20 protein-coding genes are annotated in these 24,569 nt (G+C 69.0%); 8 read left to right on the plus strand and 12 right to left on the minus strand.

Annotated features, from left to right (window positions below; translation table 11 throughout):
• Nucleotides 1–3: 3 nt before the first annotated feature.
• The 4 genes from nadD to leuS form a co-directional block, all read right to left on the minus strand.
• On the minus strand, nucleotides 4–684 hold the full coding sequence (gene nadD, locus INQ41_RS09510; RefSeq protein ID WP_193983971.1) for a nicotinate-nucleotide adenylyltransferase: 681 nt from the start codon (nucleotides 682–684) through the stop codon (nucleotides 4–6).
• 18 nt (nucleotides 685–702) lie between these two features.
• Complete coding sequence (gene holA, locus INQ41_RS09515; RefSeq protein WP_193983973.1) at nucleotides 703–1,746, minus strand: DNA polymerase III subunit delta; 1,044 nt, start codon at nucleotides 1,744–1,746, stop codon at nucleotides 703–705.
• Between the two features lie 2 nt (nucleotides 1,747–1,748).
• Entirely contained in the window at nucleotides 1,749–2,393 is a 645-nt protein-coding gene (locus INQ41_RS09520) for an LPS-assembly lipoprotein LptE (protein WP_193983975.1), read from the minus strand.
• Nucleotides 2,394–2,467: 74 nt separating this feature from the next.
• Nucleotides 2,468–5,170, minus strand: a complete 2,703-nt coding sequence (leuS, locus tag INQ41_RS09525; RefSeq protein WP_407074270.1) for a leucine--tRNA ligase — start codon at nucleotides 5,168–5,170, stop codon at nucleotides 2,468–2,470.
• Between the two features lie 262 nt (nucleotides 5,171–5,432).
• On the opposite strand from leuS, the gene INQ41_RS09530 reads away from it, so the two are divergent.
• Nucleotides 5,433–6,749 carry a metal-dependent hydrolase family protein gene (locus tag INQ41_RS09530; RefSeq protein ID WP_228076563.1) on the plus strand — a complete coding sequence of 439 codons (1,317 nt, stop codon included), beginning with the start codon at nucleotides 5,433–5,435 and terminating at the stop codon, nucleotides 6,747–6,749.
• A 52-nt stretch (nucleotides 6,750–6,801) separates the two neighbouring features.
• Here the strand turns inward: INQ41_RS09530 and INQ41_RS09535 are convergent, their stop codons facing one another.
• Nucleotides 6,802–7,020, minus strand: coding sequence for a helix-turn-helix transcriptional regulator (locus INQ41_RS09535; RefSeq protein WP_193983979.1), 219 nt, complete (start codon nucleotides 7,018–7,020; stop codon nucleotides 6,802–6,804).
• An 11-nt stretch (nucleotides 7,021–7,031) separates the two neighbouring features.
• Nucleotides 7,032–7,661, minus strand: coding sequence for a hypothetical protein (locus tag INQ41_RS09540; RefSeq protein ID WP_193983980.1), 630 nt, complete (start codon nucleotides 7,659–7,661; stop codon nucleotides 7,032–7,034).
• 145 nt (nucleotides 7,662–7,806) lie between these two features.
• Between INQ41_RS09540 and trxA the strand changes: the two genes are divergently transcribed.
• The gene (trxA, locus tag INQ41_RS09545; RefSeq protein ID WP_407074271.1) at nucleotides 7,807–8,679 is read left to right on the plus strand and encodes a thioredoxin; all 873 of its coding nucleotides are present in this window, start codon (nucleotides 7,807–7,809) and stop codon (nucleotides 8,677–8,679) included.
• 67 nt (nucleotides 8,680–8,746) lie between these two features.
• On the plus strand, nucleotides 8,747–10,183 hold the full coding sequence (locus INQ41_RS09550) for an aldehyde dehydrogenase family protein (RefSeq protein WP_193983984.1): 1,437 nt from the start codon (nucleotides 8,747–8,749) through the stop codon (nucleotides 10,181–10,183).
• A 66-nt stretch (nucleotides 10,184–10,249) separates the two neighbouring features.
• On the opposite strand, the gene INQ41_RS09555 is transcribed toward INQ41_RS09550, so the two are convergent.
• Nucleotides 10,250–13,087 (minus strand): putative bifunctional diguanylate cyclase/phosphodiesterase, encoded by a 2,838-nt coding sequence (locus INQ41_RS09555; protein WP_228076564.1) that lies wholly within the window; start codon nucleotides 13,085–13,087, stop codon nucleotides 10,250–10,252.
• Nucleotides 13,088–13,354: 267 nt separating this feature from the next.
• On the opposite strand from INQ41_RS09555, the gene INQ41_RS09560 reads away from it, so the two are divergent.
• From INQ41_RS09560 to INQ41_RS09580, 5 genes are all read left to right on the plus strand, one after another.
• The gene (locus INQ41_RS09560) at nucleotides 13,355–13,966 is read left to right on the plus strand and encodes an IMPACT family protein (RefSeq protein WP_193983986.1); all 612 of its coding nucleotides are present in this window, start codon (nucleotides 13,355–13,357) and stop codon (nucleotides 13,964–13,966) included.
• Nucleotides 13,967–14,006: 40 nt separating this feature from the next.
• Entirely contained in the window at nucleotides 14,007–15,797 is a 1,791-nt protein-coding gene (locus tag INQ41_RS09565; protein ID WP_193983988.1) for an ABC transporter transmembrane domain-containing protein, read from the plus strand.
• Nucleotides 15,798–15,853: 56 nt separating this feature from the next.
• Entirely contained in the window at nucleotides 15,854–17,299 is a 1,446-nt protein-coding gene (locus tag INQ41_RS09570; RefSeq protein WP_193987315.1) for an MATE family efflux transporter, read from the plus strand.
• A 141-nt stretch (nucleotides 17,300–17,440) separates the two neighbouring features.
• Nucleotides 17,441–17,914 (plus strand): DUF2946 family protein, encoded by a 474-nt coding sequence (locus tag INQ41_RS09575; RefSeq protein ID WP_193983990.1) that lies wholly within the window; start codon nucleotides 17,441–17,443, stop codon nucleotides 17,912–17,914.
• Nucleotides 17,915–17,994: 80 nt separating this feature from the next.
• On the plus strand, nucleotides 17,995–20,094 hold the full coding sequence (locus INQ41_RS09580; protein ID WP_228076565.1) for a TonB-dependent copper receptor: 2,100 nt from the start codon (nucleotides 17,995–17,997) through the stop codon (nucleotides 20,092–20,094).
• Here the strand turns inward: INQ41_RS09580 and INQ41_RS09585 are convergent.
• From INQ41_RS09585 to nagZ, 5 genes are all read right to left on the minus strand, one after another.
• Nucleotides 20,078–21,790 (minus strand): acyl-CoA dehydrogenase family protein, encoded by a 1,713-nt coding sequence (locus tag INQ41_RS09585; RefSeq protein ID WP_193983992.1) that lies wholly within the window; start codon nucleotides 21,788–21,790, stop codon nucleotides 20,078–20,080. The genes INQ41_RS09580 and INQ41_RS09585 overlap by 17 nt on opposite strands.
• Nucleotides 21,791–21,909: 119 nt before the next feature.
• Nucleotides 21,910–22,116 carry a cold-shock protein gene (locus INQ41_RS09590; RefSeq protein ID WP_043957320.1) on the minus strand — a complete coding sequence of 69 codons (207 nt, stop codon included), beginning with the start codon at nucleotides 22,114–22,116 and terminating at the stop codon, nucleotides 21,910–21,912.
• Nucleotides 22,117–22,218: 102 nt separating this feature from the next.
• Nucleotides 22,219–22,995 carry an S-methyl-5'-thioinosine phosphorylase gene (locus INQ41_RS09595; RefSeq protein ID WP_407074230.1) on the minus strand — a complete coding sequence of 259 codons (777 nt, stop codon included), beginning with the start codon at nucleotides 22,993–22,995 and terminating at the stop codon, nucleotides 22,219–22,221.
• 3 nt (nucleotides 22,996–22,998) lie between these two features.
• Nucleotides 22,999–23,559, minus strand: a complete 561-nt coding sequence (locus INQ41_RS09600) for a hypoxanthine-guanine phosphoribosyltransferase (protein WP_193983996.1) — start codon at nucleotides 23,557–23,559, stop codon at nucleotides 22,999–23,001.
• A complete protein-coding gene (gene nagZ, locus INQ41_RS09605) occupies nucleotides 23,556–24,551 on the minus strand; it encodes a beta-N-acetylhexosaminidase (protein WP_193983998.1) in 996 nt (331 codons plus the stop codon). The genes INQ41_RS09600 and nagZ overlap by 4 nt, the downstream gene beginning before the upstream one ends.
• Nucleotides 24,552–24,569 lie beyond the last annotated feature (18 nt).

Below are 24,569 nucleotides of genomic sequence, written 5' to 3' on the forward strand. Positions count from 1 at the left end.
TGATTATAGCGAAGCCGGGCTGCCGGGCCGCTTCACATACAGCCGATGCTGAACGATGTACTCCGCCACCGGCGCCGGAACCAGCTCCCGCCACGGCTCGCCGGCGGCGATGCGCTCGCGGATGCCGGTGGCCGATCCGGGGTGCAGGCGGTTGGGCAGGCACAGCACACGACCGGCCGGTGCCGCCTCCAGGTCAGTCTCCAAGTCGGTCCAGCGCCCGTCGAGCATGGTCAGCAGCGGCGCGGAAAGATGCCGGTCGAGGTCGACCCCGGGACGGGCGGCGACGACAAAATGGGCCAGTTCGAACAGCGCCTGCCAATCCTTCCATTGCGGCAACCCGGCCAGGCTGTCGGCGCCGATCAGCAGGGCGACCGGCGCCTGCATCCCGTACTCGGCGCGGATGCCGCGCAGCGTATCGACCGAATAGGACGGCGTGTCCCGCAGCAACTCGCGTCGATCGACCAGCAGGTCTCGCTCACCCGCCACGGCCAGGTCCAGCATCCGCGCGCGGTGCTCCGCGCTGGCCCCCGGCGCGGCGCGATGCGGCGGATCCGCCGCCGGCATCAGGCGGATCGCAGCGCTCAGGTGATCACGCGCGTTGCGTGCAATGTGCAGGTGGCCGCAGTGGACGGGGTCGAAGGTGCCGCCGTAGAACACCCGCAAAGCCGGGCCGGCCGGATTCAATGCCGGGCTCCGCCGTGCTCAGGCATCGACGTGGACCAGCAAGCGGACCGCGGCCGGATCGGCCACCGCCAGCAGGACCCGCTCCAGCATCAGCCACGGATCGCCGGGCTCACGCCCCTTGGCCATGCGGTCGACCGCCCCGATGCGCGAGACGAAAGCGTCCCAGCGCGCCGGCGGATGGCGCTGCAGGGCGCGCTGGTACATCGGCTGCTTGGAATCCCAGACGCGCTGCGCCTTGAACTCGGCCGAGAGGTTGCCGCCGCGGGCCTTGATCCGCGACAGCGCGGCGGTGCGCTGCAGTTCGATCACGACCATTCCCAGCAAAGCGGGGACCGCCTCGCCTTCGGCGCGCAGGCCGGCGAGCATCCGCGAGACCTGCAGCGGCTGGCCGTTCATCGCCGCGTCGATCAGGCGGAACACGTCGTAACGCGCCGCATCGGCGACCAGCGACTCCATCCGCGCCAGGTCCAGGCTGCCGCCGTCGGCGAGCAGCGCCAGCTTGTCGATCTCCTGCGCAGCGGCCAGCAGATTGCCGTCGATACGTTCCACGAGGCGTTGCACGGCATCGGCGTCGGCACGCACGCCGCGCGAACGCAGCCGCTGCTCGACCCAGCCGGGAAGTTCGTGCGGCTTGATCGGCCAAGCGATCGCGATTTTGCCGATGCCCTCGATCGCCGCGCTCCACTTGCCGGCGTGCTTGCGAGTCCATTCACCGGCGGTGACCAGCAGCACCACGTCGGCCGGCGGATCGGCGCAGAACCGGCAGATCAGCTCGCCTCCGATCTTTCCCGGCTTGCCGGTGGGAAGACGCAGCTCCAGCAGGCGGCGACTGGAAAACAGGCCCGGCGAACCAAAGCTGGCCGCCATCGCGTCCCAGTCGGGCTCGCGACTGCCTTCGCTGTCGAAGACTTCGCGCTCCGTGATGCCCTGTGCGCGGGCGGCGGCGCGTACCGCGTCGGCGGCCTCCAGCACCCGCAGCGGCTCGGCGCCGGCGATCAGGTAGGCCGGCGCCAAGGTTCCCGATCCGAGCTGGGCGGCCAGCTGTTCGGGTTTGAGCTCCATGCTCAGGGTTGGGAGCCGGGCGTCGGCTCGGTTCCGTCATCGGTGGGAACCGGCGGCGGTGGGGGCGGCGGCGGCATCGCTTCGGCGGCATCCATCGCGGCCCTGGCGGCGTCGGTGGTGTGCTGGAACACCTCGGAGGCATCCTGGGACGCGGTGTCCACGCTGCCGGCGGCGTCGATCCGGCGCAGGATCGAGGCGGCCATCTCGCGCTGCAGTTCACGCACCAGGATCTCGCGCTCGCCTTCGGTGCCGATCGAATTGTTCGGTACCGAGATGTAGTCGCGCGAGAGTTCGATGTTCTGCTGCGGCACCAGCACGGTGCCGTCGCCATTGCGCATCTCGAACACCACCGCGTAGCGCAGGCTGAACTCCTGCGCACGGCCGCGGGCATCGACGCTCAACGGGGTATCGCCCCAGCGCTCGGCCTTGATCTCCAGCACCGCCGCGTTGCGTTCCGCCGCGCTTGCCGGGGTAGCGCCGGCGCGGGTGAGCGACTGTTGCAGACGATCGGCCAGCGGGCTGTAGCGGCTCTTGGAGACCACCTTGACCGGATCAAGGTCGGCCGGCAGCGTCAGTGCATCACGCAACTGGAAACCACAGGCGGACACGGTCAGCACGAGGGCGAGAGGCAGCAGGCGTCGGATCATCGAGGCAGTCTGAAGGAGGCGGATGGGTGCAGCAAGCATAAAGCGCGGCTGCGCACTGGCGTGGAAGGCAGGGTTCAGCCGGCGACGATGTTGACGATCTTGCCCGGCACCACGATCACCTTGCGCACCGTGAGGCCGGACAGGAAGTGCGCCACGTGCGGCTCGGCCAGAGCCATCTTCTCCACCTCGGCGTTGTCCATGCCGACCGGAGCCTCGATCTTGCCGCGCAGCTTGCCGTTGACCTGCACCGCCATCACCACCGCATCGCGCACCAGCGCGGCCTCGTCGACCTGCGGGAACGGCACGTCTTCCAGCAGCGTCTCGGCATGGCCCAGCGCCTGCCACAGCGCATGGCTGGTGTGTGGGGTCACCGGGTTGAGCAGCAGCACCATCGCCTCCAGGGCCTCGTGGCGCACGGCCCGGCCCTGGTCGCTCATGTCCTTGAACCTGCTGACGTGGTTGAGCAGCTCCATCAGCGCGGCGATCGCGGTATTGAAGGCGTGGCGGCGGCCGTAGTCGTCGCCGACCTTGCCGATGGTCTGGTGCAGCTGGCGGCGCAGGGTCTTCTGGCCGGCGTCCATCGCGGCCGGATCCACCGGCGGGTGGTCGGGCTGGGATGCGTGGGTGACCACCTCGCGCCAGAACCGGCGCAGGAACCGCGCCATGCCTTCCACGCCGGCCTCGTTCCACTCCAGCGACAGCTCGGGCGGCGCGGCGAACATCGAGAACAGGCGCACGGTGTCGGCGCCGTACCGGTCCACCATGGTGCGCGGATCTACGCCGTTGTTCTTGGACTTGGACATCTTCTCGATGCCACCGATCACCACCGGCTGGCCGTCGGCCTTCAGCGTCGCTCCGGTGATGCGGCCGCGCTCGTCACGGACGATCTCCACCTCGGCCGGATTGATCCAGTCGCGCGAACCGTTCTCGCCTTCGCGGTAGAAGGTCTCGGCGATCACCATGCCCTGGGTCAGCAGGTTGGTCGCCGGCTCGTTGCTGTCCACCAGCCCCTGGTCGCGCAGCAGGCGGTGGTAGAAACGGAAATACAGCAGGTGCAGGATCGCGTGCTCGACGCCGCCGATGTACTGGTCCACCGGCAGCCAGTGGTTGGCGCGTGCATCGACCTGTTCGGTCGCGCCGGGCGAGGTGTAGCGCGCGTAGTACCAGCTGGACTCCATGAAGGTATCGAAGGTGTCGGTCTCGCGCTCGGCCGCTCCGCCGCAGCCCGGGCAGGTCGTCTTGCGCCACTGCGGATCGGCCTTGATCGGCGAGGCGGTGCCCATGAACTCGACGTCCTCGGGCAGCACGACCGGCAACTGGTCCTCCGGCACGGGCACTGCGCCGCAGGCCTCGCAATAGATGACCGGGATCGGGCAGCCCCAGTAGCGCTGGCGGCTGACGCCCCAGTCGCGCAGGCGGAAATTGACCCGGCGTGCGCCACGGCCCTCCGCTTCCAGCCGCGCGGCCAGCGCGTCGAAGGCCTGCTGAAAGTCCATGCCGTCGTATTCGCCGGAGTTCACCAGCCAGCCGCGCTCGGTATAGGCGCCCTGCTCGGCGATACCCTGCTCGAAGTCGCTGACCACCTGCACCGCCGCGCCGGTGTCATAGGCGTCGGTCGAGCCCTGCGTCCCCAGTGCGCTGGCCATAGGATCGGCATGCCGGCCCAGGTCCTGGCCGATCTCACGCACGGCATCGCGTACCGAATCGGGCACGACCACCATCCTGATCGGCAACTGGTAGCGACGGGCGAACTCCCAGTCCCGCTGGTCATGGCCGGGCACCGCCATCACGGCGCCGGTGCCGTAGCTCATCAGCACGAAGTTGGCGACGAACACCGGCAGCTCTTCGCCGCTGATCGGGTGGATCGCGCGCAGGCCTGTGTCCATCCCGCGCTTTTCCTGGGTCTCCAGTTCCGCCTCGGTGGCCCCGCCCTTGCGCAGGTCGGCGACGAAGTCGGCCAGGCCGGTGTCGTTGGCGGCGGCGTGCGCGGCCAGCGGATGCTCGGCAGCGATGGAGAGAAAGGTCACCCCCATCAGGGTGTCCGGGCGGGTGGTGTAGACGGTCAGGGGCTCGAGCTCTGCCCCCACGGCATCGCGCACGGCGAAGGTGATGTCGAGGCCCTCGCTGCGCCCGAGCCAGTTGCGCTGCATGGTCTTGACCGCGTCCGGCCAACCCGGCAGATGGTCCAGGCCGTCCAGCAATTCCTGTGCGTAGTCGGTGATCTTCAGGAACCACTGCGGGATTTCGCGCTTTTCCACCATCGCGCCGGTGCGCCAGCCGCGGCCGTCGATCACCTGCTCGTTGGCCAGCACGGTCTGGTCGACCGGATCCCAGTTGACCACCGAGTTCTTTCGGTACGCCAGGCCCTGCTTCATCAGGCGCACGAACATGCGTTGCTCGTGCACGTAGTAGGACGGCTCGCAGGTGGCGAATTCGCGCGACCAGTCAATGGCGTAGCCCATCTGCCGTAGCTGTGCCTTCATGTGGCCGATGTTGGCGTAGGTCCACTGCGCCGGCGCGGTGTGGTGCTTGATCGCCGCGTTCTCCGCCGGAAGGCCGAACGCGTCCCAGCCCATCGGCTGCAGCACGTTGTGTCCGGTCATACGCTTGTAGCGGCTGATCACGTCGCTGATGGTGTAGTTGCGCACGTGGCCCATGTGCAGCGCGCCGGAGGGATACGGCAGCATCGACAGGCAATAGAACTTCGGCTTGGCCGAGCTCTCGTCGACCTCGAACGCGCGGGTGTCGTCCCAGTAGCGCTGGGCCGCCGTCTCCAGCGCATGCGGCTCGAAACCGGACCCGCCGGCGCTGCCGGGGTCATTGCTGCGGGGGTCGGCGGAGGCTTCGATGGGCACGGGCGTGGAACCGGAGACAGATGGACCGGAAAGCCTAACCCAGCGCCTCCCTTGCCGCCATGCGGGTGGGTCCGGAAACCGTCCGCGACGCTCCGCAGACCCGGTTTGCACCGGTACTTTCGCGCCACGCGCGTGGTGCGTGCACGTGCTTCAATCGATCCCACCCTCGCCACCGGATACCGCCGTGCCGACTCGCCTCTCCTGCGCCCTGCTTGCCCTTGCCGTGCTGCCCGTCGCCGCGCTGCCAGCCACCGCGCTTGCCGCCGACGGCGCCAGCGCCCTGCACTGCGGAAAGCTGTTCGACAGCCGCGCCGGCAAGATCCTCGGCCCGCACACGGTGCTGGTGCGCGATGGCCGCGTGGAGCGGATCGTCAGCGGCGGCAATGCCAGCGTCGCCGGCGCCACCAACGTCGATCTCTCCGGCCACACCTGCATGCCCGGCTGGACCGACCTGCACGTGCACCTGGGCAGCCAGTCCAGCCCGGACAGCTACTCGGAAGGCTTCCGCTTGGACGACATCGACTACGCGTTCCGCGCGGTCGGCTACGCACGACAGACGCTGCTGGCCGGCTTCACCAGCGTGCGCGACCTCGGCGGCGAGGTGGCGCCGCACCTGCGCGATGCGATCAACCAGGGACTGGTCGACGGCCCGCGGATCTGGGCGGCCGGCAAGTCGATTGCCACCACCGGCGGCCACGCCGACCCCACCAACGGCTACAACTCCGCGCTGTCGCACCTGATCGGCCCGCCCGGACCGACCCAGGGCGTCATCAATTCGGTCGACGATGCCCGACAGGCGGTGCGGCAGCGGTACAAGGACGGCAGCGACGTGATCAAGATCACTGCCACCGGTGGCGTGCTGTCGTACGCCAAATCCGGTGACGCGCCGCAGTTCCGCGTCGACGAGATCCAGTCCATTGTCGACACCGCCACGGACTACGGCTACCGCGTCGCCGCGCACGCCCACGGCGAGGAAGGCATGCGCCGCGCCGTCGAGGCGGGCGTGACCAGCATCGAGCACGGCACCTACATGAGCGACGAGGTCATGGCGCTGATGAAGCGCAAGGGGACCTGGTACATCCCGACCATCTACGCCGGCCGCTTCGTGGCCGACAAGGCAAAGATCGACGGCTACTTTCCGGCCGTCGTCCGGCCAAAGGCGGAAAAGATCGGCGCGCTGATCCAGGCGACTGCCGGCAAGGCCTACCGGTCCGGCGTGAAAATGGCCTTCGGCACCGACATGGGCGTCGGTCCGCACGGCGACAACGCGCGCGAGTTCGTCTACCTCACCGAAGCCGGCGTGCCGGCCGCGGTGGCCCTGCAGATGGCCACCATCCGCGCCGCCGAGGTGCTCGGCGTCGACGACCAGGGCGTGATCGACAGCGGCAAGCGCGCCGACATCATCGCCGTGCAGGGCGACCCGGTCGAAGACATCAACCGGGTGCTGGATGTCCGCTTCGTGATGAAGGACGGGGTGATCTACAAGCAACCGGACGCCTAGCCCGGTCGCCCAACAAAGCTGCTACCGAATCGGATAGCGCGCTAAGCAGTGCTCATGGGGTACGCGGCCACTGGAAAACCTCGTCGATGCCAACCTTGAACGCGTGTGCGATCCGGAACGCGAGTTCCAGCGACGGCGCGTACTTCCCCGCCTCCAGCGCGATGATCGTCTGCCGGGTCACGCCGCACGCTTCGGCCAGCGCCTGCTGGGTCATCTCGCCGCGGGCAAACCGCAACGCGCGGATGGAATTTTGGATGGGCGTCGATGCCATGCCGCCGGGCCTCAGTGCCGGTCGCGCCAGTAGTAGATGGCCGTCCCGAGGTATTCGAGCAGGCAGCTGAGCATGAGTCCAAGGATCAACAGGTTGGCGATCACCAGGTGACTGGCCCACTGCAGACGGTCCTGAGGCGACAGTCCAAGTATCCCGGCCACACCGACACAAAACGCGACCAGCCCAAAACGTCCCCAACCCGCAGCCTTGGCCGCGATTTCGCGGTCGCGCTCGTCTTCCGTCACCGCCTCGCTCCAGCGCCTGGCCAGGACCCCGCGCAGCACGCTCCAGGCGATCAGCAACGCGACCAGGTTGCGCACGACCCGGCCCGTAACGGGATCGTTCCAGACGGTTGCCGCCCTGAAGGCGTCAACGTTCGAGACCAGATAGGCAACCGCGGCGGCCATGAAGACGGTGCCGATCCACGCGTTCCACTCGCCCGGCGAGGCGGCCTCGGCGACCGCGTCCCGCGGCAGGCGGCTGACGGCGAACAGCGAGACCCACGCGGTGGTGATCAGCAGCACCATGCCGACGTGGCCGGTATCCAGCCCCAGCAGTGAATCCGGGCTGGCGAGCAACAACCACAGCGCAAACATCGCCGACAACAGCAAGCCGAGACCGCTCCAACGATTCACGATCATGGTGTCTCCTCCACCGCACTAAATGTACGTTCGAAGTTACATCGAATTCACCGGATGTCAACTACGTTTTACATCCGGTTGGAATCCGCGGCGCCGCCACCATCTAGGCCTGTGAACTTCATCTGCGAGTAGCCCGATGCCTGCACTGCCCGACGCCCCGCCCGCCCGCCACGTTTTCAATGCCACCACCGCCGGCTTTGAAACCGATGTCCTGCAGAAGTCCATGCAGACGCCGGTTCTGGTCGACTTCTGGGCGCCGTGGTGCGAGCCGTGCAAGCAACTGGGCCCGGTGCTGGAGAAGCTCGCGGCCGAGTATCACGGCAGTTTCCAGCTGGCCAAGGTCGAGGTCGACCAGGAACCGCAGCTGGCGGAAGCCTTCCAAGTCCGCTCCATTCCGACCGTGTTCCTGGTCAAGGACGGCCAGATCGCAGACGGCTTCCCTGGCGTGCTGCCGGAGGGACAGATCCGCGAATTCCTCAAGCAGCACGGTGTGGAACCCGCCCAAGCCCCTGCGGCGGCCGACGACGCCGCGGCGCCGGTCCCCGTCGACCCCCAGGCCGAGGTCGCGCGCCTGCGCGCCGCCGTGGCCGAAGCGCCCGACAATGCCGAGCTGCGGCTGGACCTCGCGCTCGCCCTGCTCAAGACCGACCAGGCCGACGAGGCCACCGGCCTGCTGGAAGGGCTGCCGGCCAACCTGGCGACCGACGATCGCACCGTCCATGCGCGTGCGCGGCTTGCCTTCCTTGCCCTGGCCAGCACCGCGCCGAGCCTCGAAGAGCTGCAGCAATCGGTCGCCACGGATCCCGACGACCTGCGCGCGCGCCATCTGCTGGGCGCCCGACACATCGTCGCCGGCAATCCGGAGGCGGCGATGGAGCAGTTCATCGAGATGCTGGCACGTGACCGCAACTTCGACGGCGGCCTGCCCCGCACGGCGCTGATCGATGCCTTCCGCATTACCGACGACACCGCGCTGGTCGGTCGCTACCGCCGGCGGATGTCGTCGTTGCTGTTCTAAGGCAGCGCATAACCGCACGACCGCGCCTTAACCGGGCATGGGCAATGCTGCAGGACTGGAGGTGCCCATGCCCACGCTGAAAAAGTCCTATCCGTACTACCTCGCCGGCAAGCCGGTTGCAGCCAACACCGATCTGGTGGTGCTGAACAAATACACCGGCAAACCCGCCACCCGGGTTGCGCTCGCCGATGCCGAGGCCATCGAGCAGGCCATCGACGCGGCCTGCAAGGCGCGCGAGGCCATGGCCGCGTTCCCGCCCGATGCGCGCCGCGACGTGCTCGCGCACTGCGTGAAACGGTTCCAGGAGCGCGAGGAGGAACTCGCGCAGGTGCTGTGCATCGAGGCCGGCAAACCCATCGGCGATGCGCGCGGTGAAGTCACCCGCCTGATCGAGACGTTCCGCGTTGCCGCCGAGGAAGCCACCCGCATCGGCGGCGAGGTGATCGAGCTGCAGCTCTCCGAGCGCACCCGTGGCTATCGCGGCATGAGCAGGCAGGTGCCGGTCGGGGTGTGCAGCTTCATCACACCGTTCAATTTTCCGCTCAACCTGGTCGCCCACAAGGTCGCCCCGGCGATCGCCGCCGGCTGCCCGTTCGTGCTCAAGCCGACCGCCAAGACTCCGATCGGCGCGCTGATCATCGCCGAGGTCCTGGCGGAGACGGATCTGCCGCCGGGCGCGTTCTCGGTCATGCCCTGCTCCAACGAGGACGCCGCGCCGCTGGTCGAGGACGACCGGATCGCCCTGCTCAGCTTTACCGGCGGCCTCATCGGCTGGGACATGAAGGCCCGCGCGGGCCGCAAGAAGGTGGTGCTGGAACTGGGTGGCAACGCCGCCTGCATCGTCGACGCGGAACCGGGCCGGGACCTGGACTTCATCGTCGAGCGGCTGGTGTCGGGGGCCTATTACCAGTCCGGCCAGAGCTGTATCAGCGTGCAGCGCATCCACGCCCATGCCTCGATCTACGAGGCGCTGCGCAAGAAGCTGAAGGCGGCCATCGCCAGGCTGTCAGCCGGCGACCCGAGCGACGAGAAGACCTTCATCGGGCCGATGATCGACGAGGAGGCGGCCAAGCGGGTGGAGGACTGGATCGCTGCCGCGCGCAAGGCGGGGGCGAAAAAGATCGTCGGCGGCCCGCGCGAGGGCAACCTGCTGCCAGCTTGGCTGCTCGAAGACGTGCCGCGCGATGCCGACCTGTATCGCCGCGAGGCGTTCGGACCGGTCGCGCTGATGGAGCCCTTCAAGGACTTCGAAGACGCGCTGGACGCGGTCAATGACAGCGACTTCGGCCTGCAGGCCGGCGTGTTCACCGGCCGGCTGGACCACGCGATGCGCGCCTGGGACCGGCTGGAGGTCGGCGGCTTGATCGTCGGCGACATCCCCAGTTTCCGCGTCGACAACATGCCCTACGGCGGAGTCAAACAGTCCGGCCTCGGCCGCGAGGGCGTGCGCTACGCGATCCAGGACATGACCGAGACCCGGCTGCTGGTGATCCGCGATTGCTGAGCGGTCCAGCGCAGTCAACGGGCCTCAGCCGACGGTTTTACGGAACCGATCGTCAACCGCGAGGCTTCACTCAACCGGCTCAAGCGACGCGATGAGCTCCGGCTGCTGCATCTGCGCCGCCGGACGGCCCAGCAGGTAACCCTGGCCGCGCTGGCAGCCCAGCTCGAACAGGATGTCGCGCTGGGCCTCCGTCTCGATGCCTTCGCCGATGGTGTGGATGCCCAAGGTGCCGGCCAGCGCCTGGATCGCGCGCACCACGGCGATGCTCTCGGCCTGCTTCTCGCCGGTCAACCCGGCCACGAAGCTGCGGTCGATCTTCAGGCATTCAATCGGGAAGCGGTGCAGGCACGACAGCGCCGAATAACCGGTGCCAAAGTCGTCCAGCTGGGCCAGCACGCCGTGGCTGCGCAGCGTATGCAGGGTGCTGAGGGTTCGCCCGATGTCGTCGAACAGCGCCACCTCGGTGATCTCGATGCGCAACTGGTGCGGGTTGGCGCCGGCGTTGTGGATCAGACGCATCAGGCGATCGGCGAAATCCGCCGAGCGGAAATGGCGCGGCGAGACGTTGACCGACACGTAGCCCTCCACGCCCCGCGACAGGCGGGTGATCACCTGCGCGTACATCAGCCAGTCGACTTCCTCGATCAGGCCGTTGTCCTCGCCCAGGCCGATGAACTCGCCGGGAGCGAGCAGGCCGCGCGTGGGGTGTCGCCAGCGCAGGAGCGCCTCGTGGCCGACGACGTGGTGCCCGTCCAGGCTCACGATCGGCTGGTAGTAGGGAATGAAGTTGTCGCCGTTGATGGCCCGGCGCAGGTCCGCCTCCAGGTCGAGGATGCGCGACGCCTCCTCGCGCATGTCCTCGTCGAACACCGCCCAGCGGTCGCGGCCGCTGGCCTTGGCGCGGTACATCGCCGCGTCCGCATCGCGCAGCAGGTCGGTCGCGCTGTGATAGCGCGGCTGCCACATCGCGATGCCGACGCTGGCGGCCGGAAACACCTCGCGCCCGGCGATCCAATAGGCCTGGCCCAGCGAATGCAGCACGCGTTGGGCCAGGCTGGTGGCGACATGCACGCCTTCTATGTCGTTGACCAGCACGGCGAATTCGTCGCCGCCCAGTCGCGCGACCAGGTCGTGCTCGCGGGCGGCAGCGACGATGCGCCGGCCGGCCTCCACCAGCAGGTCGTCGCCGGCGGAGTGGCCCACGCTGTCGTTGATCAGCTTGAACCGGTCCAGGTCCAGGAACAGCACCGCGAAACCGCCCGCGCCCTCGCCGGCGTGGGAGTGCACGCCGGCGTGGGCCTTGCTCAGCGCCACGCCGAGGTGGTCGAGCAACTGGCTGCGATTGGGCAGGCCGGTCAGCTCGTCGTGGCGCGCCTGGTGGGTCAGCTGCTGCTCGGCGTGCAGGCGCTCGCCGATCTGCTCCAGCAGCTCGGCATTGGCCATGGCCAGTTCGCGCGTGCGCGAGTCCACCCGCTGCTCCAGCTCGGCGTGCGCCAGCACCAGCCGTTCCTGCTCCTGCTTGCGGGTCAAGCCGATGCTGATGTGGTTGGCCACGAAGGTCAGCAGGTCCTGGTCGCGGGCGGTGAAGCTGATCTCCGGCGAATAGCTCTGCACGGCAATGACGCCGACCACGATGTTGTTGCGGTACAGCGGCACGCCGAGCCAGCAATGGGCGACGGTGCCGCGGCCCTGGAAGCCGGTCATGCGGTGCGGCTCGGTCAGCAGCGCGCGGCCCGTGGCGATGACGTGCTCGGTCATCCCCGAATCGAGCAGGCGACTGGCCCGGTGGATGTCGTGCTCGTCGATCGAGTACGGAAATTCCAGGCGCGCGCCGTCTTCCGAGAGCAGCGCGATATAGAAGTTGCGCGCGTCCAGCAGCTCGTTCACCACCGCGTGCACCTGGGCGTAGAAGATCTCCAGCGTCTCGGCGGTGATTGACAGGTCGGCGATCCGGAACAGGGCGCGTTGCAGCTTCTCCGCGCGCTGGCGCTCGAGGATCTCCGAGTGCAGGTCGCGGTTGCTCAGCTGCAGGGCGCGGGTGCGCTCCTCCACGCGCCGCTCCAGCTCCTCGCGGGCCTGGTGGCGGTCCAGCGCGGTCAGGATGTGCTGGGCGACGAACACCAGCAACGCCTGTTCCTCGGTCCCGTAGCAACCGGGGCGGTCGTAGCTTTGCACCACGATCGCTCCGACGACGCTGTCGTCGCGGCGCATGGTCACCCCCAGCCAGTCGTCGCTGTCGGGGCCGTGGCTCGAGTCGTGCGGCACGCCCAGGCGCAGGCGCACTTCTTCGGAGGACCCGAACGCCGCCTCGCCGTGGCGGATCAACGCCAGGGTCAGGCTGTTGGGCGCGCTGTCGACGGGTATGCCGACCGCCGGGTCGGGCCGGAACGGATCCAGCTGGTCGGCGAAATAGAGGAACCGGTAGACCTGGTTGGCATCGTCGTACAGCACGATGTAGAAGTTTTCCGCGTACATCAGCCGGGCCACCACGCCGTGGATGCGCTCCAGCATGTCGGCCAGTTCCAGGCTGGAGCCGGCCAGATCGGCGATCTCGTACAGCGCCTGCTGCAGCTGCTCGGATTTCTCCAGTTCCTTGACCCGGGCGCGGGCGTGCTCGGCCGCCAGGTGCAGCTCGATGGTGCGCCGGGCCAGCACCATCCACGCCGTGCGCTGGGCGGCGGTCATGGCGTGCGGCAGCTCAACCACCAGCACCGACGGGCCCTCATCGCCGTCCCAGTCCAGTTCGATGCGATGGGTGTCGGCGGCGATCGGATCCGGTTGTGATTGCGTCCCGTGTTCCGCAAGCGCGGACCGGTCATCGCGCGCACGCACGTGAAGCCGCGACCCCGGCGGCAGGGTGGCATCGATCATCGGCAGCAACCCGCCGCCTCCCTCCCAATTCACGGCAACGGGATCGGCTGGGGCGTGCGCAATGGACGTGGTCTGGTGGCGCACTCGGCAGCTCCTCCCCTTGGCCGCACGGAGAATAGCGCGGCGAGGGCCCGAATGCCGAACAATGGAGCGGAGCGTCGCCGGTGAACGCACTTTGCGGGTCCGGCGGCCGAGCCTTACCCTGATCGCCATGCATTCCCCGCTTCAACCAAACTGCCGCCTGCGTGGACCGGGCGGTGCCCGACGATCCGCCCGCGCGCGGCGGCGGGGAATCCGCTGATGGGCGACCACACCCTGGCCGGTCGTGCGAGTCACGAGATCGAGGTCAAGCACAGCCGCTTTCTTGCGCTTGCGGCGCCGGCGGACTCGCCCGAGGCGGCACTGGCTTTCGTGGCCGAGGTCGGCGATCCGGCCGCCACCCACAACTGCTGGGCCTACCGGATCGGTGAGCTGTACCGGTCCAGCGATGACGGCGAGCCGGCTGGCACCGCCGGGCGCCCCATCCTGTCGGCCATCGATGGCCAGGGACTGGACCAGACCGTGGTCGTGGTGACGCGCTGGTACGGCGGCATCAACCTGGGCGCCGGCGGACTGGTCCGCGCCTACGGCGGCTGCGCGGCGGAATGCCTGCGCACCGCGCGGCGGCGTCCGCTGATCGAGTATGTCGAGTGCACGCTCCAGTTCGGTTTCGCCGATACCGGCGTGGTCCACGCGGCACTGGCCGCGCACGGGGTCGAGAAGCTGGACGAGCGGTTCACCGCCGCCGGCGCGCACTTGCGGCTGCGCTTGCCCGCCAGCCGGCTGGAGGAGCTGGGCGAGCAGCTGCGCGATGCAACGCGCGACCGCGCGCGGCTGGCCACCCCCGCCGCGGACACGGACCAGCCACGATGATTCCGCGACGCACCCGCCTTGATAGCGGACAATACCGCGCATGAGTGACACTTCTGCAGCACCCGCGCCGCCCTCCGACACCGCTGTGGCCAAGCCCCCGGTCGGCAACCTCAAGGCGCTGTGGCCGTTCGTCAGCCGCCACCGCGCCCTGTTTGCCGGCTGGCTGATCGCGCTGGCCTGCTCGTCGGCGGCCACGCTGAGCCTGCCGGTCGCCTTCAAGACCATGATCGACCGTGGCTTCGCCCAGGGCGGCGGCAGCGCGATCGACCAGGCCTTCATGCTGCTTTTCGCGGTCGCGGTCGCCCTCGCACTCGCCACGGCGGCGCGCTTCTTCTTCGTGTCGCTGCTAGGCGAGCGCGTGGTCGCCGACCTGCGCGACCGCCTCTACTCGCACCTGATCGGCCTCGACGCCGGCTTCCACGACCGCAGCCGCAGCGGCGAGCTGGTCTCGCGCCTGACCGCGGACGCGGAACTGCTACGCGGCGTCATCGCCACCAGCATGTCGGTGGCCCTGCGCAGCGTGGTGACCTTCCTGGGCAGCATCGTGATGCTGTTCGTCAGCAGCCCGCACCTGGCGGCGTATGCGCTGGTCGGCATTCCGCTGGCCGTGTTGCCGATCGTGGTCGGCGGACGCCGGCTGAAGCGGATCTCGCGTGACAGCCAGGACCGGGTCGCCGACGCCAACACCCTGGCCAACGAGACCCTCGGCGCGGTGTCCACGGTGCAGGCGCATGCGCGTGAACCCTATGAACTGGGTCGCTTCAGCGACGCGCTGAAGATCGCCGTGGCCACCGCCCGCCGCCGCATCCAGGCGCAGGCCTGGGTGACTGCGATCGCGATCGTGTTGATTTTTGGCGCGATCACCCTGGTGCTGTGGTCGGGCGCGCACGATGTCGCCGAAGGCCGGATGAGCGCCGGCACGCTGGGCCAGTTCGTCCTGTACGCAATGATCGGCGGCGGCTCGGTAGGCTCGCTGGCGGAGGTCTGGAACGAGGTGCAGCGCGCCGCCGGCGGCATGGGCCGTATCGGGGAACTGCTCGCCGAGGAGTCCAGCATCACCGCGCCGGCGCATCCCGAACCGCTGCCCGCGCCGCTGCGTGGCGACATCGTCCTGGACGGGGTCACTTTCCATTACCCGATGCGTCCGGACCACCCGGCTCTGGAGAATTTCAGCCTGCACGTGCATCCCGGAGAGACCGTCGCCCTGGTCGGCCCGTCAGGTGCCGGCAAGAGCACCGTGCTGTCGATGCTGCTGCGCTTCCACGATCCCGCCCAGGGCAGCATCACCATCGACGGCATCGACATCCGCCGTTTCGACCCGGCCGACCTGCGCGGCGCCATTGCGCTGGTGCCGCAGCAACCCAGCATCTTCGCCACCACTGCGCGCGACAACATCCGCTACGGCCGCCTGGAAGCCAGCGACGCCGACGTCGACGCGGCCGTGGAGGCTGCCCACGCCAGCGACTTCATCAGCGCGCTGCCCGAGGGGCTGGACACCGAGCTCGGTGAACGCGGCGCGCGCCTGTCGGGCGGCCAGCAGCAACGCATCGCGATCGCCCGCGCCCTGCTCAAGGACGCGCCGATCCTGCTCCTGGACGAGGCCACCAGCGCGCTGGACGCACAGAGCGAGCGCGCCGTGCAGCAGGCCCTGGACACACTGATGGAGGGTCGCACCACGCTGGTGATCGCACATCGCCTGGCGACGGTGCTCAAGGCCGACCGGATCGTGGTGATGGACCACGGCCGTATCGTCGCCGAAGGCACCCACGACCAGCTGCTGCGCGAGGACGGCCTGTACGCCGACCTGGCCAAGCTGCAGTTTCTGGATTGAGCAGGAAAGAGCCCAAGAGCGTGCGCCTGCTGACGGAAGGTCCCGTCGGCCGCACGATGATCGTCTTCGCGCTGCCGATCATGGCGGGCAACGCGGCGCAGTCGCTGAATGGCTCGATCAATGCGATCTGGGTTGGCCGCTTCCTCGGCGAGGCGGCGCTGACGGCGACCGCCAACGCCAACAACGTAATGTTCTTCCTGATCGGCGCGGTATTCGGAATCGGCATGGCCGCCACGATCCTGATCGGCCAGGCCACCGGCGCCCACGACAATGCCCAGGCGCGCCGGGTGATGGGCACCAGCGCGACGTTCTTCATCGGCCTTTCGGTGATCCTGGCGGTGACCGGATGGTTCGTCGCCGATCCGCTGCTGCGGCTGATGGACACGCCTGCGGCGGCGCTGCCGCTGGCGGAGAGCTACCTGAAGGTGATCTTCCTGGCGATGCCCTTCATCTACGCGTTCGCGTTCGTGTCCGCGGCGCTGCGCGGTGTCGGCGACTCGCGTACCCCGTTCCGCTTCCTGCTGCTGTCGGTGGTGCTGGACGTGATTTTCAACCCGCTGCTGATCTTCGGCATCGGACCGTTCCCGGAGATGGGGATCGCCGGCTCGGCCACCGCAACGGTCGTTGGCCAGGGCATCAGCCTGCTGGCGATGCTGCTGTACCTGCGGCGCAAGCAGCATCCCTTGTGGCTCGGCCGCGCGGACGCCCACCTGTTCCGCCTGGACCTGACCATCCTGCGCGCGCTGGTGGTCAAGGGCGTGCCGATGGGCCTGCAGATGGTGCTGATCTCGCTGGCGATGATCGCGATGATGACCATGGTCAACGCCTACGGCATCGCCACCGCCGCGGCCTACGGAGCGGCGCTGCAGCTGTGGACCTACGTGCAGATGCCGGCGATGGCGATCGGCGCCGCCTGCTCCTCGATTGCCGCCCAGAGCGTCGGTGCCGGCGACTGGAAGCGCGTCAACGCCACCGCGCATACCGGCATCGGCTACAACTTCCTGCTGACCGGCGCCCTGATCGCGCCATTGATCCTGCTGGATCGCTACAGCTTCGCGCTGTTCCTGCCCGACGGCAGCGACTCGATGGCGATCGCCCGCCACCTGAACCACATCGGCGTGTGGTCGTTCCTGTTCTTCGGCGTGACCTTCGTGGTCTCCGGCGTAGTGCGCGCCACCGGCGCCGTGATCCCGCCGCTGGTGATCCTCGGCATCGCCCTGTGGGGCGTCCGCGTGCCGTTTGCGGAAATGCTGCAGCCCTCGATGGGCGTGGACGCGGTGTGGTGGAGTTTCCCGGTGAGTGCCGCCTCGGCGATGGTGATGTCGCTGGCGTACTACCGCTGGGGCCGCTGGCGCAGCGCGAAGATGCTGCCGACCGACCCGCGCGAGGTCGCCATTCCGTCCGAGGTCCCGGCCTGCGCACCGTCACCGATCGCCGACCCCGCTCCGGACCGGGAAGTGGACGACCTGGACGCCGCCGCGCTGGCGGACCGCTCGAGTTGAGATGGTGGTTGCCTCTCCGGGTCAGTAACGACCGGGCAAAACGACGTCAATCGTGGAGGCGCCGCGCACCATACGCGCAAGCATGGTTGGACTTGACCTGGATCAGCACGCCGCAACGCGGCTGACCGACAATAGCCGCACATGAACAGCCGCCCGTTGCACCGCTGGATGCGTCACCTGGCCCTCGCCGCCACCCTGGCGCTGGCCCTGGTACCGAGCCTGGGCCGCCTGGCGGGCCAGCCGGCAATGCCGATGCATACGATGCCTGCCGCCGCGGCGGCGCGTGCCAGCAGCGGCGTCATGGGCGATGCCGCGCATGCCTCCCACAGCGGCGAGACAAGGGGCCCGGAGAACCCCCTCGTCACGGCGCACGGGCATGCCTCCACGCTCGATGCCGGCGATCGCCAGCCGCCTGCCGGCAACGGTCATCACGGCTCCGATGACGACTGCGCGTACTGCCCGCTGCTGGCCGGCACGACCGCCCTTCCCGCCCCCGGGCTCCCTGCCGCGTTGCCCATGCAGCGCGACGCGGTGCGGGTGCCGGCGATCCGAACCCCGACGTTGGATCGGCACCCGACCGGCCTGGGCTCCCGCGGACCGCCGATCACGGCCTGAGCTCCGCCCTCCGCGTTTCCCCTTCTCGACCCCGCATCCGCGGCAATGGCCGCGCGCACCCCGGTGCCAGGAGTTTGACCATGTTCCGCAATGCCCGTTTCCCCTCCCGCATGCCGCGGGCCCGTTCCACGCGCCTGTCGCTGGCGATCGTGACCGCCTTGGCGTGCCTGCCCGTCCACGCCGAGGTGCCCGGCGACGCGGCCCGGACCGCACCCGCGCCGTTTGATTTCCAGCAGGTCGTGGTGACCTCCGCGCGGCCGGTGTCGGCGCTCACCTTCGAGACCGATCCGCGCCTTCCCCGGCAACCGGTTCCCGCCAGCGACGGCGCCGACTACCTCAAGACCATTCCCGGCTTCACCGCCATCCGCAACGGCGGCACCAACGGCGATCCCGTGCTGCGCGGCATGTTCGGCTCGCGCCTGAACCTGCTCAGCAACGACGGCGCGATGCCCGGCGCCTGCCCGTCGCGGATGGACAACCCGATGTCCTACGTGTCGCCGGAAACCTATGACAGCCTGGTCGTGGTCAAGGGGCCGCAGACCGTCCTGTGGGGACCGGGCGCCTCGGCAGGCACGGTGCGCTTCTCGCGCGACCGCGAGCAGTTCGACGAGCCGACGGTGAAACTCGCCGGCAGCCTGCTGGGCGGCTCATTCGGCCGCAATGACCAGGTGCTCGATGCCACCTTCGGCGCGCAGCCCGGCTACGCGCGCATCAGCGCCAACCGCTCCGACTCCGACGATTACCGCGACGGCAACGGCAACGCCGTGGGCTCGGAGTGGAACAAGTGGAACGCCGACCTCGCCCTGGGCTGGACCCCGGATGCCGATACCGTGCTGGAAGCGACCGCCGGCGTCGGCGACGGCGAGGCACGTTACGCCGGTCGCGGCATGGACGGCTCGCAGTTCAAACGCGACAGCTACGGCCTGCGCCTGGAGAAGAAAAACCTCCCCGGCGCGCTGGACTCCATCGAGGCCAACGTGTTCTACAACCGCGCCGATCACGTCATGGACAACTACAGCCTGCGCCGGCCCAACCCCGATGGTGCGATGCCGATGCCGATGGCCTCCAACGTGGAACGCGCCACCACCGGCGGCCGCGCCGCTGCCACCTGGCTGGGCGAAAGCGTCGATGTCACCGCTGGCCTCGACGTGCAGGACAGCCGCCACCGCCGCCGCTCGGGACACGGCCGGAACACCTACCAGTTGCAGCCGTGGACGGTGGACGCGCGCTTCCGCAACCTGGGCGTGTTTGCCGAGGGCACCTGGCGTGCCGACGAGGGCCAGCGTGTCATTGCCGGCCTGCGCGCCGACCGCGCGCGGGCGACCGACGAGCGCACCACACTCGGCAAGATGGGCCGGCCCAACCCCACCGCCGGCAGCAGCCGCACCGAAACCCTGTCCGCCGGCTTCATCCGCTTCGAGCGGGACCTGATCGATCAGCCGGTCACCTCGTATGCCGGCCTGGGCCATACCGAACGCATGCCCGACTACTGGGAACTGTTCTCGCCCGATATGGGCCCGGTCGGCACGCCCAACGCCTTCGCGGGGGTGGAGACGGAAAAGACCACGCAGCTCGACGTCGGCGTGCAGTACCGCAGCAAGACCTGGGATGCCTGGGTGTCCGCCTATGCCGGCCGGGTCGACGACTTCATCCTGTTCCGCTACGGCGGCGCCGGGATGATGGGACCGATGTCCTCGGTGTCCAACGTGGACGCGCGCATCCACGGCGGCGAACTGGGCGTGGAGTACCGGCCGTCCACGCAGTGGACCCTGGGTGGCACGCTCGCCCATTCCTGGGGCAAGAACCAGGACGCCGGCTCCGCCCTGCCGCAGATGCCACCGCTGGAAGCGCGCCTGTCGCTGGGCTGGGACGACAGCCAGTGGTCGTTCGGGGCGCTGGTACGCGCGGTCGCTGCGCAGGACCGCATCGCGTTGGCCCAGGGCAGCGTGGTCGGCCAGGACCTCGGGCCGAGCGCGGGGTTTGCGACCTTCGCGGTCAACGGTGGATACCGCTTCAACAGCCTAGCCCAGCTGACGGTCGGCGTGGACAACGTGTTTGACCGCACCTACAGCGAGCACCTGAACCTGGCCGGCAACGCCGACTTCGGCTATCCGGCCGATCCGGTGCGCATCAACGAGCCCGGACGCACGGCCTGGGTCAAGCTCAACCTGAAGTACTGAGCCCGGCCGGCAGCGCCCGCTCGATCAGCGCGTCCACGGGCACCCCCGCCGGCAGGGTGCCCATGGCCAGGCCGTGTTCGCCACCGAGACGACTGCGACAGAAGGCCTGCGCGGCGGGGCTGCCGGCTCGAAGCAGCAGTGAGGCCTGCAGCGCCAGGGCGAGGCGCTCCACGAACCCGCGCGCCTGGGCGGGCTCCACCGCTGCCCCTTCGGTAAGCGCGGCGCGCAGGTGTTCGATGGCCTGCGCGTACCCGCTGCCACCCTCGCCTGCAGCGACCAGTTCCGCCCACACGGCAGCGCCGGTTTCGGGCTCGCGCTGCAGCGCCCGCAGCACGTCCAGGCACTGGATGTTGCCGCTGCCTTCCCAGATCGAGTTCAACGGCGCCTGCCGATACAGGCGCGGCATGAGCGACTCCTCGATGTAGCCGTTGCCACCCAGACACTCCTGCGCCTCGTTGACGAATGCCGGCGCACGTCGGCAGACCCAGTACTTGCCCACGGCCGTACCGATCCTGGCCAGCGCGGCCTCGGCCGGGTCGCGCTCGGCAGCATCGACCGCGCGCGCTATCCGCATGGCCAACACCAGCGCCGCCTCGGCCTCCACGGCCAGGTCGGCCAGCACATTCGCCATCAAGGGCTGCCCAAGCAGGCGCTTGCCGAAAGCATGACGGTGTCGGCAGTGGTGGATCGCCCGGGCCAGCGCCATGCGCATCTGCGCTGCCCCGCCGAGCAGGCAGTCCAGCCGGGTCAGCATCACCATTTCCAGGATCGTGGCAACGCCGCGCCCTTCGGCGCCGACCGGAAACGCCAGCGCGCCGCACAATTCGATCTCCGAGGAGGCGTTCGACCAGTCACCCAGCTTGTCCTTCAGCCGGATCAACCGGAACGCATTTTTGCTGCCGTCCTCCAGGACGCGCGGCATCAGAAAACAGCCGAGCCCACCCGGCGCCTGCGCCAGCATCAGGAAGCCGTCGCTCATAGGTGCCGACAGGAACCACTTGTGGCCGACCAGACGGTAGCCGCTCCCGTCCGCCAACGGCGTCGCCACGGTGGTGTTGGCACGCACGTCGCTGCCGCCCTGTTTCTCGGTCATGCCCATGCCGATGGTGACGCCGGCCTTGTCGGCGACCGGGACCTCGAGCGGGTCGTACAGCGGCGCGGCCGCCTTCTCGGCCCATTGCGCCAGCGCCGGCTCGCGTCGCAGCACCGGCACCGCCGCGTGGGTCATTGTCAGCGGACAACTCGTGCCCGGCTCGACCTGGTGGTGCAGGTAGCTCAACGCGGCACGCACCACGTGGCCGCCGGGATGATCGTGGCGCCAGGACCAGCCGGCGACGCCGTGGCGGATCGCCGCATCCATCAGCGAGTGGTAGGCCGGATGGAATGCGACGCGGTCGATCCGGTGGCCGAAGCGGTCGTGGCTGAGCAGCCGCGGGCGGTCACGGTGGGCGTCGTCGGCCCACTCCAAAGCCGGACCGCCGGCGAGCACGGCGTAGCTCGCGACGGCCTGCCGACCCTCCTCGAGTGATCCCGGCTCAGGCTGCGGCTGTAGAAGCGACAACTCCCGCGCCAGTGCCTCGCGCAGCACGGCGTCATCACGCCACAGATCACGCGGGCCGAATGGCGGCGACTGGTTGTCCACCCGGTGGGTCTCAAACGGCGCAGCGGGCTCCTGCGCCTGCGGCAACGGCTCCATGGGCGTCTCCGATAGCGGCCTGGGACCAATCTAGCGCAAGCCCGGTCCGTATCACGGCTGCCCGTAGCGCGCACAAAAAAACCCCACCGAAGCGGGGTTTCTTTATTCACGTGGCGCGGCTATTCGGCCGGGGTGATGTCGGACGCCTGCGCGCCCTTCGGTCCCTGGGTCAGCTCGTAGCTGACGCGCTGGCCTTCCTGAAGGCTGCGGAAGCCCTTCGCGTTGATGGCGGAGAAGTGTGCGAACACGTCCGCGCTTCCGTCTTCAGGGGAAATGAAGCCAAATCCCTTGGCGTCGTTGAACCATTTCACAGTGCCGTACTGCATATCCTTGATGACCTCGTGGCTGGGTGGTGACCCGCGCTGCGAGCGCAAGCGCGGTTGGCCCGAGTATGCAAACTGAACGCCTGCTTTACAACATCACCATTCTCAGCCCGGATTTTCGCCCGCCAGCTGCACCATCACCGCCTCCAGCAGGGCCGGCAATCCGGCCGACGCGCTGGCGACGTTGTCCAGCACGTCCTGCAGGGTGATCACCTCGCCGACATCCGGACCGGCGCCTGCCGCCCAGTTCGCGACGATGGCCAGGCACGCGTACTCCAGGCCCATCTCGCGCGCCAGGCCGGCTTCGGGCATGCCGGTCATGCCCACCAGATCGCAGCCGTCGCGCCGCATGCGGCTGATCTCGGCGCGGGTTTCCAGCCGTGGGCCTTGGGTGGCGCCGTAGCAACCGCCGTCAACGAGAGCCACGCCGGCCTGCCGCGCGGCCGCAAGCACGCTCTGGCGCAACTGCGGGGTATACGGCTCACCGAAATCCACATGCAGGACCTCGCTGCCGGGCTCCTCGCACAGGGTCGACACCCGGCCCCAGGTGTAGTCGATCAACTGGTCCGGACAGCCGAGCACGCCGGGGCCGAAAGCGGCAGTGATGCCGCCCACGGTGTTCAGGGCGAGCACGCGCTTGGCCCCCAGCGATTTCAGCGCCGACAGGTTGGCGCGGTAGTTGATCAGGTGCGGGGGAACGGAATGCCCTTCGCCGTGGCGCGCCAGAAAGGCCACGCGATGGCCGCCCAGGCGTCCCACCCGTACTGGTCCGGACGGCTGGCCGTACGGCGTTACCCGCGAGTGCGCTTCCATGCCACGCAGTTCGGCCAGTGCGTAGACACCGGTGCCGCCGATGACGGCCAGTTCAATCGATTCGCTCATCACTCAGTCCTTCATCGCGTAGATCGCCGGCAGGTTGCGACCCTGCTCCTGGTAGTCCATGCCGTAGCCGAACACATACCGGTCCGGCACCTGCAGACCGACGTAATCGGCCTGCAGGTGCGTGATCGCACGGTCGTGGTGTTTCACCGCAAGAGCCGCGATACGCACGTCAACGGCGCCTTCGGCCAGGCACCATTCCACGATCGCGGCCATGGTCAGGCCCTCGTCGAAGATGTCGTCCACCAGCAGCACCCGGCGGCCACGCAGCGCGGTGGCCGGACGATGTTTCCACACCAGCTCGCCACCCGACGTCGCGCCCCGGTAGCGGGTCGCGTGCAGGTAGTCGAACTCCAGGTCCAGGCCACGAACGCCGAGCTCCATCGCCAGCTGGGAGGCAAACGGCATCCCCCCGTGCATGACGGTCAGATACACCGGGCGGGTGTCCACGCCGTCGGTGTAGTCGTCGCGAATGACATCGGCCATCGCGCCGATCGCCTGCTCCACCGCCGCGCGGTCGAACAGCACATCCGCGCTGGCCAGCACTTCGCGCAGGCTGGCGCTCACGCCACGCCTCCAAGACGGTCGCGGCGGTCGCGGTAGTGCTGGTCGGCGAGCAGGTTGTCCCAGCCCATCGCGCCGCCGCCGATCAGGCCGGTCAGCGCCATGGTGTTGAGCGTGCGGCCTTCCACGGCCTTGAGCGACTCATCCACCAGCTCGGGATGGCACACCAGCACCACGTCGCAGCCGGCATCCAGGTGCAGGTCGACGCGCTGCTTGATGCCGCCGGCCGAAAACGCCGCCGCCATGCCGATGTCGTCGGAGAACACCACGCCGCGGAAGCCCATTTCCTTGCGCAGGATCTCCTCGATCCAGCGCCGCGAGTAGCCCGCCGGCTCGGGAGCCACCTGCGGATAGACCACGTGCGCCATCATCACCGCGTCCGCGCGGGCCTTGATGCCGGCCACGAACGGGACCAGGTCCAGCGCGCGCAAGTCCTCCAGCGGGCGCGGATCCACCGCGTCGTCGAAGTGGGTGTCTTCCAGCACCGAGCCGTGGCCGGGGAAGTGCTTCAGCGTGGCGGCCATGCCGGCCTGGTGCATGCCTTCCACGTAGGCGACGGTGAGCGCGGCGACCACTTCGGGGTCGGCGTCGAACGCGCGGTCGCCGATGGCGCGGTTGCCGCGTCCCAGATCGACCACGGGGGCGAAGCTCAGGTCGATGCCGCTGGCCTTGATCTCGCTGGCCATCAGCCATGCGTGCTCGCGTGCGCGCACCAGCGCGGCATCCGGATCGGCCGCGTAGTCGCGACCCAGGCCGTCCAGCGAGGGCAGCGCGCTGTAGCCCTGGCGGAAACGCTGGACCCGTCCGCCTTCCTGATCGACGCAGATCAGCTGCGGCCGCGGCGCGGCCTCGCGGATCGCGCGGGCCAGCTCGTCGACCTGCTCGCGCGAGGCGAAGTTGCGGGTGAACAGGATCACGCCGGCGCAGCCCTCGTGCTGCAGCCAGTCGCGCTCCTGCGCGGTAAGTTCAGTGCCGGCAACGCCGATTACGAGCATGGGCAACTCCAGGGAATT

Origin of the sequence: Lysobacter ciconiae (assembly GCF_015209725.1) — a bacterium.
GTDB lineage: Bacteria > Pseudomonadota > Gammaproteobacteria > Xanthomonadales > Xanthomonadaceae > Novilysobacter > Novilysobacter ciconiae.